Source organism: Halocatena pleomorpha, from assembly GCF_003862495.1.
GTDB classification, from domain to species: domain Archaea; phylum Halobacteriota; class Halobacteria; order Halobacteriales; family Haloarculaceae; genus Halocatena; species Halocatena pleomorpha.
This window is the reverse complement of the sequence record NZ_RRCH01000028.1, coordinates 1-14,119: the sequence shown is the minus strand read 5'-3', so window position 1 is coordinate 14,119 and position 14,119 is coordinate 1. Positions and strand designations below refer to the sequence as shown.

The 14,119-nt window shown below is 52.3% G+C and carries 13 protein-coding genes and 2 pseudogenes; 6 read left to right on the top strand and 9 right to left on the bottom strand.

Annotated elements, in window-relative coordinates; genetic code table 11:
* Positions 1–12 precede the first annotated feature (12 nt).
* Entirely contained in the window at positions 13–1,125 is a 1,113-nt protein-coding gene (locus EIK79_RS12160; protein ID WP_124955386.1) for an NAD(P)-dependent alcohol dehydrogenase, read from the bottom strand.
* A 144-nt stretch (positions 1,126–1,269) separates the two neighbouring features.
* Positions 1,270–2,601: pseudogene (locus EIK79_RS12155) on the bottom strand (transposase); the annotation flags it as partial.
* A gap of 125 nt (positions 2,602–2,726) precedes the next feature.
* On the opposite strand from EIK79_RS12155, the gene EIK79_RS12150 reads away from it, so the two are divergent.
* The 3 genes from EIK79_RS12150 to EIK79_RS12140 all read left to right on the top strand — a co-directional run bounded on the left by EIK79_RS12150 (position 2,727) and on the right by EIK79_RS12140 (position 4,642).
* Positions 2,727–3,065, top strand: a complete 339-nt coding sequence (locus EIK79_RS12150) for a DUF6176 family protein (RefSeq protein ID WP_124955385.1) — start codon at positions 2,727–2,729, stop codon at positions 3,063–3,065.
* Between the two features lie 238 nt (positions 3,066–3,303).
* Entirely contained in the window at positions 3,304–3,747 is a 444-nt protein-coding gene (locus EIK79_RS12145) for a VOC family protein (protein ID WP_124955384.1), read from the top strand.
* Positions 3,748–4,033: 286 nt separating this feature from the next.
* Positions 4,034–4,642 (top strand): TVP38/TMEM64 family protein, encoded by a 609-nt coding sequence (locus EIK79_RS12140; RefSeq protein WP_185715617.1) that lies wholly within the window; start codon positions 4,034–4,036, stop codon positions 4,640–4,642.
* Between the two features lie 369 nt (positions 4,643–5,011).
* Here EIK79_RS12140 and EIK79_RS12135 read toward each other — a convergent pair whose 3' ends face one another.
* Positions 5,012–5,359 carry an SHOCT domain-containing protein gene (locus EIK79_RS12135; protein ID WP_124955382.1) on the bottom strand — a complete coding sequence of 116 codons (348 nt, stop codon included), beginning with the start codon at positions 5,357–5,359 and terminating at the stop codon, positions 5,012–5,014.
* A gap of 405 nt (positions 5,360–5,764) precedes the next feature.
* Here EIK79_RS12135 and EIK79_RS12130 point away from each other — a divergent pair, with 405 nt between their 5' ends.
* On the top strand, positions 5,765–6,766 hold the full coding sequence (locus EIK79_RS12130) for a potassium channel family protein (RefSeq protein ID WP_124955381.1): 1,002 nt from the start codon (positions 5,765–5,767) through the stop codon (positions 6,764–6,766).
* A gap of 434 nt (positions 6,767–7,200) precedes the next feature.
* Here the strand turns inward: EIK79_RS12130 and EIK79_RS12125 are convergent, their stop codons facing one another.
* Positions 7,201–8,604 carry a permease gene (locus EIK79_RS12125; RefSeq protein WP_124955380.1) on the bottom strand — a complete coding sequence of 468 codons (1,404 nt, stop codon included), beginning with the start codon at positions 8,602–8,604 and terminating at the stop codon, positions 7,201–7,203.
* 518 nt (positions 8,605–9,122) lie between these two features.
* Positions 9,123–9,575: a ferritin-like domain-containing protein gene (locus EIK79_RS12120; RefSeq protein ID WP_124955379.1), complete on the bottom strand. Its 453-nt coding sequence runs from the start codon at positions 9,573–9,575 to the stop codon at positions 9,123–9,125.
* A 340-nt stretch (positions 9,576–9,915) separates the two neighbouring features.
* Here EIK79_RS12120 and EIK79_RS12115 point away from each other — a divergent pair, with 340 nt between their 5' ends.
* Positions 9,916–10,944, top strand: coding sequence for an LLM class flavin-dependent oxidoreductase (locus EIK79_RS12115; protein ID WP_124955378.1), 1,029 nt, complete (start codon positions 9,916–9,918; stop codon positions 10,942–10,944).
* 364 nt (positions 10,945–11,308) lie between these two features.
* On the opposite strand, the gene EIK79_RS12110 is transcribed toward EIK79_RS12115, so the two are convergent.
* The 3 genes from EIK79_RS12110 to EIK79_RS19030 form a co-directional block, all read right to left on the bottom strand.
* On the bottom strand, positions 11,309–11,590 hold the full coding sequence (locus EIK79_RS12110) for a PadR family transcriptional regulator (protein WP_124955377.1): 282 nt from the start codon (positions 11,588–11,590) through the stop codon (positions 11,309–11,311).
* Positions 11,591–11,862: 272 nt separating this feature from the next.
* Positions 11,863–12,645: a hypothetical protein gene (locus tag EIK79_RS12105; protein WP_124955376.1), complete on the bottom strand. Its 783-nt coding sequence runs from the start codon at positions 12,643–12,645 to the stop codon at positions 11,863–11,865.
* 108 nt (positions 12,646–12,753) lie between these two features.
* The gene (locus tag EIK79_RS19030; protein WP_267900539.1) at positions 12,754–12,888 is read right to left on the bottom strand and encodes a hypothetical protein; all 135 of its coding nucleotides are present in this window, start codon (positions 12,886–12,888) and stop codon (positions 12,754–12,756) included.
* A gap of 115 nt (positions 12,889–13,003) precedes the next feature.
* Here EIK79_RS19030 and EIK79_RS12100 point away from each other — a divergent pair, with 115 nt between their 5' ends.
* Positions 13,004–13,768: an SDR family oxidoreductase gene (locus EIK79_RS12100; protein WP_124955375.1), complete on the top strand. Its 765-nt coding sequence runs from the start codon at positions 13,004–13,006 to the stop codon at positions 13,766–13,768.
* Between the two features lie 82 nt (positions 13,769–13,850).
* Here EIK79_RS12100 and EIK79_RS18135 read toward each other — a convergent pair.
* A pseudogene (locus tag EIK79_RS18135) lies at positions 13,851–14,119 on the bottom strand (hypothetical protein); the annotation flags it as partial.

Genomic DNA, 14,119 nt, shown 5'->3' with positions numbered 1-14,119 from the left:
ATATACCATTCATTAGGCGTCGCTCATTCGCAGGATGGGTTTGATAGTCTCGCCGTTCTCTACGTCTTCAACGGCGTTATCAATATCCTCAAACTCGTAGTACTCGACAAACTCGTCGAACGGGAATCGGCCTTGCTGATAGAGATCGATAAGCGTTGGAATAAATTCCTTGGGGTACGAGTCTCCTTCCGTTACGCCCCGTACCGAACGGCCAGTGGTGACAAAGCTGTTCACATCGAGACTGACCTCCGTTCCAAGCGGTGGTGCACCGGGAACACCAACAGTGCCGAGTTTGGCCAGCGAGTCGAACGCCTGCCGTAGGACATCGGTGACGCCCGTTGACTCAACGGCGTAATCCGCCCCGTTGTCGGTTGCTTTTCGGACCGTCTCAACAACGTCATCAACTGATTGAGGGTTCACCGTCATTGTTGCGCCGAGATCTGACGCAAGTTCAAGGCGACTGTCCACGAGATCCACAGCAATGATATCTGTCGCTCCGACAACCTGCCCAGCCATGATAGCACTGAGACCGACCGTTCCGGTGCCGAAGACGACGAGTGATGACCCTGGAGTAACAGTGAGAGAGTTCATTACTGCTCCTGCACCGGTCTGAACACCACAGCCAAGCGGTCCGGCCAGCTCTAGGGGGAGATCGTCCGTAACGGGAATAACGTTCTCTTCATGCGCAATAGCGTGTGTTGCAAACGATGACTGGCCAAAGAAGTTAGCGTTGATGGGGTCACCGGTATCGCTTATCGGCGAGGAGTCGTCTTCGAATCGAGCCCCGCCGAAGTTCTGTTCGAAAAACGACTCACAGTACGCGACAGCACCCTGACGACAGTTTGGACACGTCCCATCGTAGTTGAACGTCAATGCAACACGATCACCTGGTTCGACTGCTGCAACACGGTTTCCAACGGACTCAACAACGCCAGCCCCTTCGTGGCCAAGAACAACCGGCGGATCCGGTGGATAGTTACCGTCGCGAACGGTAAGGTCTGTGTGGCAGATGCCGGTGCCGACAATGCGGACAAGTACTTCCTTCTGGCGAGGGTCTTCGAGGGTGAGACTCTCGATCTCGAACGGTCCTTCTTGCTCTCTTACAACCGCTGCTTCGATCTCCATAGTTAATATTCTCTCCGCCCCTGTATTACTATTCTTCCCAACTGCATGAAAATACACCGCCGTGACCGACACAGCTAAAGTCGAGCGAGTACCCGCATATCTCAAGCGAACGACCACCCCGATCGGAGTCACCACGCTTTCACCGTTCTCAGCCGTTACGAGTGGTGTCTGTTCGTACTCGCCAGTCAACTCAACCTGCACGAGCAAATCAACAGCCCTCCAAATCGAGATAACAGACAGGCGAACGCGAAGTAAAAGAACCGTAGCACGAAATTTTTCGATGTCGTCGCCGCCATGAACCTCTTAATACTCTTGTAGCCGCTCTCGATCTCCCATCGCGAATTATAGAAGTGAATCGCTCCTGGGTGGCAGTTCGTCATGAAAACACTGTACTGCGTGTGATCGTCACTCTCAGCGTTTTCTCGTCGTCTGTAGATTAGGGTTGTCTCATGCCATTCGTTCTGCCCCAGGTGCAACTTCCGGTCAGTAACGTAGCGGTCTCGATCCCACCGGAGTAGACACTTTGCGTGAGCCCGTTCACTCGTATACATCCGCTTTGGAACAACATATCCGAGACCACGTTGGTCGATTTCTTCGAGAATGTGCCGACTGTCGAACGCCCGATCCATCAACACACGATCAACGTGGACAAGGTCTTGCGCTGAGTCTAACAGATCCATGACAATCTCACAGCGGTTCTCTCCCCTTCGAATCGGCCGAGCGTCTAAGACTAACGGAACGGCTTTCCCAACCAACTGTACCGTCGCCCACTGGTAAGCGTACTCGCCATCTTTCGTACCGAGTATCTCGTCCTCGTGGCCCGTTCGATCGCCTGTAAACGGCTCTGCCTCGGTTGTGTCGATTACAACGAGTCCAGCCCGATGGAAAACTTCCGTCTCCGACACTCGGTCGATGAGCCGCTGCAACGCCTCATGGTACATCTCACGGATCGACTCGATCGAGAGGCCACGGATATGATCTCGATGAGCATGCCCTAACGGAGTTCGCTCCCGCTGCGAGTCATAGAGGAAACTACGTGCTCCTTCGTTCGCTGCTAGGTTCTCCCGAAGCCCCAGATACGTCTGGAGATCCCAGAACGCATTCGGATGGATCTCACAGCTGTCCCCGCGATTAAGCGAGAACGCTGGATAGGCGATATGACTCACCTGTTCAGTAATTTCATCTGTATGGGTGAGCACTTCGTGATCGATGGGACTGGTCTCTTCATGGCTCGCCGTACTGATCATGCGGAGTCAGAACAACGTATCGCAGCGGGAGCTCGCAAATGAACTCGTCAACCGAATTGTGGGCTTCATGAGCAAACCAGGCCGATGCAACAGTTTGGATATCTTCTTCGAGTGCGCTAAGCGAGCTTTGCTCGTACAACCCTGTCGTGTCGTACGCTGGCCACTCTCGGTACGAATCCGTTGCAATCGTTCGAAAGACATCGCGTCGCGAAGCCTGCGTTGAGGCCATTGGGCGAACGCTGCTGACTCGACTGCAAGAGCCTATCTATCCTGCTCAGTACAGGGTATGTACGTAACAGAAATTGAGGGTATTTTTCGTTAGAGTTAATTATGTGATTTTAATAATATACAGCAATATCGGAAGTCAACCTCGTTCGTGCTCGTATTGAGGACGGGAAAACAGATCGGCTGCGTTCGTGGTTTAAGGAATTAGAAGAACGAGAGTCCGAAGTCATAGAGACACTCCAACACGAACGAGTCTATACAGAGACGGCATTCACCTTGTCATCTGATGATACAGCGTACCTTTATGTGTATATGGAAGCCGAAAACCTAGAGGAGGCAGTTGAAGCCGGTGATAAAGAGGAGTACGAGATTGACGAAGAACACCATGAGGTGTTGCGAGACTCTCTCACTGGTGATTGGGAGACACTAGAGACGATCGGGCATTTCACAAACCCCTCTCTACGCTAACTTGACTGAGAGTGAGTCGTACGCACATCTACGTAACGCGTGTTCGTCTACGAGCGCAACAGTACTCAAGAGTAACAGCCGCTATGTACAGGAGAAGCAGGTAACAGAGCGCCGTCGATTTCTCTGAGAACTGTCAAAATTGTCTGCTGAATACAGAAGGTGACTTCAGAAACTCAAGAATTGATGAGCCAGTAGACAAAACGATATCACTTAATAGGTAGTCGTGTTAGCTACGACGATGATTCAAGGTATCTATGAAACTCACCTCGAAGTGAGTAATCTCGCTCAGTCTATCGATTTCTTCGAATCCTTGGGTTTGGAACTTTCTAGAGTAGAAGAAGAACGCGGAATTGCATTCCTCCATATTGAAGCAAGCGAGAGGTCGATGATTGGGCTATGGGAAGCAGATAGCGTATCTAAGCGGCATTTTGCGTTTCGAGTGTTAGAAAGCCGTATTGATGAGGTACCATCGTTCCTTGCTGACCGTGGAATCGAACTCCGCTCGGCATTCGGTGTAGAGCCAGACGACCAGCCACTCATCTTTCCGTGGGCTACTCTTGCTTCGGTTTACTTCTACGATCCAGACGGAAACTCAATCGAAGTCACTGCAAATCTCTCGGATGAGGCTGATGAGGACTTAGATCCGATACCGCTGGACGAATGGCGACAACTCCACCAATAAGCTTGAGCGATTTGCGCTGTATTCAGCATGGCTCCCTCAACATCTCTATTAGCTGATGGAAGAGACGGCGTTAGGTGCGCACTTTCTCTGTATCAGCTCTTTCGGTGAAGACTCGTCGAAACGAAGTGACGAAACGGGTGACGATTCCATATGCATTGGAGAACGCAGTCTCAACTTCTGCAACGTATGCATATTCACTACAATGAGCAATACATCCCGTTACCGCCTCTTGCGTGTGCTGGTCCGGTTATGGGTTTCGGACTGCTCGCTCTCACTGGAGTCCTACATGCACACCGAGTTTCTTCCTTTGGCCCAGTGGAGTGACCGGTACTGGCCGATGCTTGTAGTCGGTCTGATCGGTCTGTATCTCGTGCGTCCCTTCTTCCTGTGGCCACTCAGCATATTCTCCGTCTTTATCGGCTATGCGTTCGGCTTTCCAGTCGGAGTTCCGTTGGCGTTGCTTGGAACACTCCTCACGTGTGCCCCACCGTTTCTCATCGCTACTTGGTTCAATGAGGGAATACCATACTTCGGACGGATTGTAGAACACGGAACGACACTCGTGGAGACGACAGGTGAACTTCGCGGGATGGTTGCAGCGCGACTCTCACCAGTCCCTGCAGACGCTGTTTCATACGGGGCCGGACTTGCCGGTGTCACAACACAGGCGTTCGTTGTGGGCACACTCATTGGTGAACTACCGTGGGCGATCTTTTATGTCCTCCTTGGCCGATCACTCCGGACGTTTTCAGCCGCAGCGATTCGACACACAGATAGTCGTCTGATTCTGGTGGTCGCCGTGATCTCGCTTCTTCTTATCGCTCGCCCGCTATACGAATTCGTTCAAGAACACACGGGCCGAGACGAGAAGACATCTACGGACCACTCTGGATAAATCGACGGTGTTCCACTCTCACCGTTCGAGTTGAGCGCAGCAATCGGAAGGGCAGTACAGGCACGTTCATGGGCGTCGTCGTGAGTACGGCCGCTGGCGTACGCCGGTCCGCTGCCACCACTGAATTCGACAAAATCCTCTCGAGACACCACAATGAGTGGTGTAGACGTTGTGTCGTTTTAATATTATTTTCTGATTTGGTTAGACGGTGTAGAGTTCACCGACAACGAGAGTGTGTTTACAACCAAACGCGACTACTGCAACAACCCTTCCTCAATCACCATTGTGAGTCCGTGCTGTCCATTGGTGGACACACTCGGGTCCACGGAATGGTATCTACGGCGACGGATAAGATCTCTGGATCACTATTTATTCCGTATCGAGTTTTGATCGGCGCTGCTCGTATTCCTCTTCAGAGATCTCTCCGCGAGCGTATGCCAGTCTAAGTTCTTCGAGTGCAGGATCGGATCCATGTCTCGCGGAGTTAGATAGCCACCGGTAGACGAGATATCCTCCACTGACGAGGATCACAAACCAGACCAGCATCATCCCAACGTTCCAGAGTGGAGAAACGAACCTACCCCCGTGCACCATTCCGCCCCACATGCCCATCATCGGAAATGCCAACAGCATCAGTAGTATCGGTCCGAGAACGATAACCGTGAGGACAATGAGAATGATCCGAAGAGTGTCGTCAGTCGTGCGCTGAGGGGGCATAGTTGCCTCTATCTTCGGTCTCTGCACACATAAATTTGTGTAATGTCCTTATTTTGAAATAGACAGTGTCGAACTGATAGTTACCAGCTCTCCTATCGCTTCCTCAAGCATCCACGGCTGCTTCCTCCTCTTCCTGTCATCTTGAAAAATAAAACTTACGACACGTATACCGATGGGATTCCCGAACGTACATCTCATTGGGAATCTTTCATTATTCTACTACTATCTAGTAATCATTTAAAGTGTCGCATTAGATTACGCTAGGGAGTTTTCCGTTTCGGGAGCGTACACGTGGTAGTAGAATGGTCAGTATCACATCCCAACTGTATGTAGATCCGACGATGAGTAGAAGAACTGTAGCCGGCGGTTACTCTCAGCATATCCGCCACTAAGGAGCGTAATGAAATGACTATCCTCTATCTCGTACTCGGTGTTCTCTTTCTCTTCGTTGTCATCACCGATTTTCTGTGGACGACACTCTGGGTGGAAGGCGGTGCCGGACCTCTCACGTCCCGGTTGATGGTGTGGACGTGGGGTCTGGTGCGACGCGCAGGCGATCGAAACTCACAGTTGCTCACGGTTTCAGGGCCGTTGATTCTGATTTTCGGTCTCGCTAGTTGGATCGTCTTTCTTTGGGCTGGGTGGACCCTACTCTTTGCGAGTGCCGAAAATGTTCTTATCGATACGGTTGACGCACGTCGAATCTCATGGTCCGAACTAATCTACTATACGGGATACACGATTTTCACATTGGGTAACGGCGATTTCATTCCACAAGACAGTCTCTGGCAGATCACTACGACACTCGCGTCTGCGACTGGCATGCTTTTTATTACGCTGAGTGTCACCTATGTTCTCTCTGTTCTTGGGGCTGTTACCCAGAAACGATCGTTCGCTGCGAACGTGAGTGGACTCGGTACGCAGAGCACAGAACTCCTCGGAACGAGCTGGGACGGCAGTACATTCCGGGGGCTTGAAACTCCTCTCAATACGATTGCGACACAGCTCAATACGCTTACAGCGAACCACAAGGCGTATCCGATTCTTCACTACTTCCACAGTAAACGAACAACGCAAGCGCCGACCACCAGTATTGCCACTCTCGATGAGGCGCTCACGCTGCTTCAATTCGGCGTTGCTGAACAGGACCGTCCCGATGAGTTACGTATAATGCAGGTCCGGTCAAGCATTCAAAATTATCTGAAGATAGTTGGCAGCACCTATGTTGAACCAGCGGATCGTTCCCCACCTCCACCAGAGATTGCCACGCTTCGCGAAATGGGTATTCCAACGGTGTCTGACGAAGAGTTTACCAGCTCAATAACAGAATTAGACGAGCGACGACGAACGCTACTGGGACTTATTGAATCAGACGAACGGCAATGGCCAGCCTCAGATCGTACATAGTGTGATAAATTCGACTCTAGTCACTGTATCCACCATTCTCTGGTTCGTACCGTCATCCAACGTCAATCCGTAACGACCCACGATCCACTGACAAGGGCGACTTATATATCTGAAACTATCACAGATATTTAACGTATGAATTGTCCTTAGAAAGTTCGATGTTCACTCGGCCGTCGACGGCTTGGAGTGAGATACTGTTATGTTGCCGTATACTGAACGTCTACATGTCCATCTGAGTCTTAGTGGCTATGCTATTTTTAGGAAATATTCGGTGTTCGATTCCTCTGAACAGTCGTCGAACTGTACTGGGACGTTGATCAGACGAACGTAGATCGAGCTAGACGTTGTCACACTGATTTCGCTGGCCCTAACGCGGATTGTCGGCTGGAGCTGCCATTTGGCCGGCTACCAGCAGATCAGGGAGGTCACGATTTTCACTCGTGATTGTGGTTTTGGGTGTCGTCGATCTCAGTGATTCGGGAAGAGACGTGTGTGTACTCAGAAGGATCGTTTTCGAATGTCTGCTTGCAGGTTATCGAGCAGAAATAATACGTGTCGCCATCGTAGGTGATACTCGGATCGTCATCGTTTGTTCGCATCCCACACACGGGGTCGCGGTACTGGCCCGGCGCTCCAAGTCCACGGTGATACACGTAGTAGAGGAATCCCGAGAGACTGAACGCGATCACGTTGAGGTAGAAGGTGTAGTTGAGTTCGAAATACGTCTGTTCGGTCGCCGTCTGTCCGCCAGCGAGGTCGGGAACAATGCCAAGGGCGGCAAACAGTTGCTCCATCAGCAACCCTGTAAAGGCCATCGTCACGAAGAACACGCCGAGGATGTAGAGCATCACGTGCCAGCCGTAGTACTTGCGATAGACGTTCAGAACAGGGATCGTGATGAGATCTGCGTAGACGAACGCGATGACGCCCGCGAAGCCGATTCCACCGCTCCAAAGCGCGACGGCGAACGGGACATTCCCGATGCTGCCAACGAAACTGATGACGGCGATCGTCACGCCCATGAGCGCGTTCTCGGCGCTCACGAGCACCCCTTGTCCTCGAAAGAACAGCGCGTTCCAAACCCACTGTGGCACGAATACGATGACGAAGCCGGAGATGAGGAAGCCGGCGACGATATCACTCCAGATCATCGTCCATTCTTTACGATACTGGTTCCCGAGTTTGTACCAGCCACCCCACGACAACAGCTCGTCCTGCCAGCTACCGTTACTGGCCACCGCTTGCTGGTAGGTCTCCATGCACCCCGCCGAGCAGAACTTCAGCGTCTCACCGCCATCGGCCACGAGCGAATACTCGTCGGTACCCTCCATGCCACAGGTTGGATCTTCGGTGATACCCTGCTCGGCCTCACCCTGATTGAGTTCCGTACGAACCTGTTCAAAGAGGGTCTCAGGAAGCGTTACGTGCACGATGAGCGCCATCACCGCGATCAGGATGAGTCCCCCGAGGAGTTCGGCAACGAGAAACTCCCAGCCGAGGAGGATTAGGATCATCAATCCGAGTTCAACAATGAGGTTCGTCGAAGCGAACATGAACGCGAGAACGTTCACCACGTGCGCGCCTTTCTTGAAGAGGCCCTTGCCAATGGCGACGGCACCGAAGCTACAGCCACTACTCGCGGCACCGAAGAGCGTTGCTTTCGTGAGTCCGCTCGGATCTGCCTTTCCGAGCACCTCCGCCATCCGCTCTTTCGAGACGTAGACCTGTACGAGACTTGTGATGATAAGTCCCATAACGATCGCCCACGCAGCGGTCCATAGGAATCCAACACCGATCCGTAACGATTCAAGGATCCCATTAGTGAGTGTGCCTTGCACAGAGAAGCTATAACTGCCTATTGGACCATTATTTTTATCAAAACTATTGATGGTTAAGCATTTTCACGAATTATTTAGGCTGATGGGGATGTCCGGTTACCGCGATTTCAAGAGAGATGACCAGATACTCAACGACAAAGCCGAAAGAGTGTGAGCCAGTTACCAAGAAAGAATAGATTCCAACCCTCGCCCACTCCATTGTCAACTGGTGACGTGAGGTGTTTCCCTTTTGGAACGCTACCCTGCTATCGACGGCACTGGTGGGGTGTCCCTTCTACTGAAACGCCGAAACTGAAGGGGGAATGAAGTTTCTTACTATCTCTTGCCAAAGACGATTTGCCTGATAGTCTCACCAGAAGTCCAGTACGTACGACGCGAGGCCCACAGCGCACTCGTCCGTGGTCAACGGTCCCCCGGCAACAACGCTCAGCATGGCGATAATCTATTTGGTATTTATTGCTGTGTGATGTCACATGTTCGTGTTGCATCCGCCGGACAGGAAATCCCGTTCACGACGACTACTCGTAGCCCTTTTTGAAACTCCGGAACTCGCTCCGGTGTGATTCTTCGTCGCTCAGGATATCGATCGCGAGGTCTTCGGTAACCGGATCGTCTGCGTCTTGGGCCGCCTGCATGAGCGAACGATAGGTCCCGATCGCGTCTTCTTCGTACTCAATCACCCCATCGATGACCGAGAGCACGTCGGCAGTGTCGTCGGGGGGTTGGAGGGTTTCCTGACCCGGTTCAAATTCGAACGACCCGAGCGGCTGTGCATCGAGTTCTTTCAGCCGGTTGGCGATGCGTTCGGCGTGGATGAGTTCCTCCTGTTTTGCATCGGTTCGGAGGCTGTCTTTGACTTCCTCGGCGCTGACACCGTCAAGGACGGTTGCATTGGTGAGATAGTTCATTACCGTCTCAATCTCGTCGTTGTACGCCTGTCTCAGGAGTTCGATGATCTCTTCGTTCGTCATGCACTAGCATTTGACTCAATAAGACCTTATAGATTGCTGCTGAAGCGACAGAATTACCAAATAGTGGTCGCTAAGTCGTTATCGAATCGGATACAGTCGAATCATTATTAGATCGACTGTTCGTTCCAGACATGTATTTGTTCATTTATCTATTTTTAAATACATAGTTGATCAGTCGCTCAGTCTACTACTTTCCGATGGGGGAGTGTAGCTGTCTAACAGATCCGAACTGAAGGTGAATTGCAATCTGACGTGTCGCAATCGTAGATGGCCGTAATCAATTTGAATTTACATACATATTTATACAATTAACAGATAGTATAGACCAGAGCTGAGACTGATGAAATTCGGCATTGGCACGTTTAGCTGTGACCGGCATCGTGACGACGACAGACCGCACGCGGCGCTGTATCAAGAGATGCTTGCTGTCGCGCAAGTCGCTGAGGAGAACAACTTCGACTCCGCGTGGGTGACAGAACACCACTTCACGCCCGGCGGTTACATGCCGTCAGTGACATCCGGACTTGCTGCGTTGGCAACGGCAACCGAGAAGATCGAGATTGGGACGAACATCGCCCTCGGACCGCAGTATCAACAACCGGTTCGCCTTGCGGAAGATCTCGCGGTAATCGACCACATCTCCGAGGGGCGGCTCAAATTCGGCGTGGGAAACGGGTATCGGGTCCAGGAGTTCGAAACGTTCGACATTCCGCTTGACCAGCGGGCGCTCAGACTGGAGAACCTCATCGAGATTCTTCGGAAAGCGTGGACGGACGACGAGCTCACGCACGAGGGTCATCCCATTCTTGGAAACGGATTCTCTTTCGACGGCGTTCCGATCACTCCGAAACCCTATCAGGAGGGCGGACCACCGATCATCGTCGGTGGGTTCGCTCCACCCGCGATCCGGCGGGCAGGACGGATGGGTGATGGCTTCTCGATGGGTTCGCTAGTCGGCGTCGACCAAGCGAAAGAGGCCGTCGATCTCTACTGGCAGTCGATCGACGATGTCGGGAAGAACCCGGACAATCAGGAGCTTGTGATTTGGAATTTCGCGTTCCTCCACGACAAGAAGGATCCGATGAACGTCATCGAAGCGGGCTGGGAACAAACACTCGACCAGTACGGCCGCTGGTATCACAACGCGGGAATGATCGAGAATCCGGACGACCTCCACGATGGGTTCAACGAGGCCGCGATGTTCTACGATTCCAGCGAGGAGATGATCGAGAAAATCGAGGAGTACCGAGAGATATTCGGTGAGGATACTCACTTCATTTATCAAGCGTCGCTGCCCGGTCTCGATGTTGAGGATTTGAAATATTCCGTGGAACTCTTCGGTCAGGAAGTCATCCCTGCGTTCACGTGACAGGCCGGCTGAGACGCCGAGAGCACGCTATCAGCCGCGATCATCGTATCAAACTCGTCTGCCCCCGACACCGGAGAGAATCTCCTGCGTCCCTTCCTCTCAGAAGAGGATGATTCGTACACCGTCGCCACTGATGGTGGTCTCGGTATATAATGTAAGATGAATTACTTTATTGTCTGAATATTTATAGAATTTTATTGGTTGAAATAAGATTTGATATCACAGTTCAATTTATTGAAAAGCATTCAAAAGCGTGTGAACTGATGACAGTTGCTGCAAAGCCGGACAGTAACACGTTGAACGGATAAACACTATCGGTGTGCCGATACTGTGGTTCGCTACTGTTCGGATCACCGATCAGCGATCAGTGATGCACGTCGATATACTGTGCTTCCCACTCAGTGCGGGCGTTAATCTCGCGCTGGCCACGCCGTGTCACCGAGTAGTAGTTCGTCCGGCGATCCTGTTGGCCCTTTTCGACCAGTCCCTTCTCCACAAGCGTGTCGAGGTTCGGGTACAGTCGACCCGCTTTGATCTCTTGTTCGTAATAGTCTTCGAGGTCGTCTTTGATTGCCAGCCCGTGGGGTGCGCCTTTCCCTGCAATCACATACAGCAGATCCCGCTGAAACCCAGTCAAATCATACATCGTTTCTGGCGATTCGATGGCTCGGGGTATATCCCTTGTGAGAGCGATATTCGTCACAGAATCAGTCGGGTGAGACCCCTGTCATGAGTACAGTTATCTTATATAATTCGTGTAAAAATAAGATATAATGTATTTTATATGTATACTAAATCAAATACATGGCGGTCTGCTTCTCCTGTCAGGGTCCACCCACTCGGAATGAGTATCACCTGTCATTCTGTGACACGATCAACCGCAACGACAACAGGGGGAACGATGTACAATCGAACGTCTCAGTCCTGCGTGAGTCCGTATAGGTATACAAACGAGACGCCACTGACGAAAACCAGACACAGCACGGCGACGGGGGTGCGATGCACGTTATCCCACACATCGTTCAGTTCAGCCATCGGCGTAGCGTCATTCGGGTCCGGTTGATATGATTGATTGTCGACAAACGTAACACGTGTCGCACGGTCGATATGATCGTCGGTTCCGTTAGCGTGCCACCGGACGGCAGTTCCGGATTCCGTTGCTGACGCGTAGTCGCCCGTGACCGTATAGTCGTTCGGGGCGCGGAGCACCACTGTGTCTGCACCGGGATACGGCGTCCCTTCGCCGCCTATAACGAACGGGGACTGAGGCTCGGTGGCATGAAACCGAGTGAACACGATAGTCTCACCATGCGTCTCAGCAGCACCGTGATCACGATATGAGACGGTAAGGGTCTGTTCTGAGAGGTGGCTGGTTACACGAGTTGGTTTGGCAACCGTTCGAGAACGATCGAAGACGTCCGAAACGATGGCTCTCCGCAGTGAATCGTTCTGAAGGGCACTGGCACCGTCTGTGAGTTGCACGGTCGCCGTCCACCGCGTTGAGGTGTTCTCATAAACCTGAATCACTAGCTTCGATTGTCCTCGGGCAAGCGTCACCCCGTGATCAGCACCCGCCTGATCGAGAGTGTCAGTACAGATCCCACACGCTGCTTGGGGAGGGGCACGTGCCAACCCTGGAGCAGTGCATCCGACGGCAAGGCTGAGGAGGATCCCAACAAGGATGGCTTTCTGTCGAAACATAGTATTTTCTCAGTCACCCACCAATAAAAAGACACAGTACATACCACATTGCTTTATGCCGGTGGATGGCCCTAGTGTGTGCCACGTCGGCAACTCCGCCATCTAGTGCTACGCATCAGGACCATCCCTGCAGTACCGATAGATCGTCTGGCGGGTAGTGTCAGTGTCGAGGATCTCTCCGGCAAGCGTAGCGACCTCGCTGTAACTCAGCCCCTTCTTGCGCTGTTGAACCAACTCAGACACGTGTTCACACCGAATGTGATCTGTTCGATATCCCTTTGCCCAGTCGCAGGCCTACTTAAACACCTTTTCCTAGATAGCATCACTCCTAACCCGCTCATGATCCTTATTACAGTTGATGACAACAGAGTTTGATTCAGAGCTAGATGGACACGTTGCGATCGTTACAGGGGCCTCTTCAGGAATTGGGGAAGCGACGGCCACCTCCTTAGTGTCAGAGGGAGCGAGCATCGTTCTCGCTGCACGCCGTGAAAGCGAACTCGAAGAACTCGCAGCCCAAATTGAAGACGAAGGCGGTGAGGCGCTCATTGTTCCGACTGATCTCACGGACGATACGGATATCGACGCCCTCGTGGATGCGACGATCGACGCACACGACCGAGTCGATATCCTCGTGAACAACGCTGGACTCATGCCTCTTGCTCATATCGCGGACGTGGACCGCGAGACGCTTCAGACCACTATCGATGTCAATCTCAGTGGGCTGATCAAACTCACTCATGCTGTTATCCCCACGATGGTAGAACAAGGAAGCGGACACATCGTCAATCTTTCTTCGGTCGTTGGACGCTTCTCTCAGCCTAACAGTTCACATTACGACGCGACGAAAGCCGGTGTTATCCAATTCGGTGAGTCGCTTCGACGCGATATTGCCGAAGCGGGAATCCGCGTCGCGACAATTGAGCCGGGAGCCGTCAATACGGAACTCATCGAACACATTCCTGATGAGGAAGTCCAGTCAGCCACCGAAGACCTTTTTGAATCGATGGAGCAGCTCGCGCCTGAAGACATCGCCCGAACAATCACGTTTGTCGTGACACAGCCACAACGCGTAGATATCAATGAAGTCCTGATTCGCCCGACGGACCAAGTTCAGCCGTAGCGGTGGTGTCCGTAACGATGGTACGCTCGTTTTTGAGTGATAGTGCTGAGATAAGAGCCCACAGTATTCAGACACGGTGGCTTCAAACCCCGAGCTCATCCGCAAGGTCATGGAACGTTTCGATCGTAGCGACAGGCGTGCCGTCGTATGGACTCCACGGTAATCCTTTCCGGTCGATACGAACACTCACCATTCCAGCGTGTAGTGCGCCGCGAACGTCCCACCACCCAGCAGCCACGTATGCAATCTCCTTGATCGGTGTTTCTGACCGGGTAGCAGCCTCACGGTATGGCTCGGGGGCAGGTTTGTGACATCCTCCCCGCCGTGAACGGCGGGGCTTCCCTCCCAGAG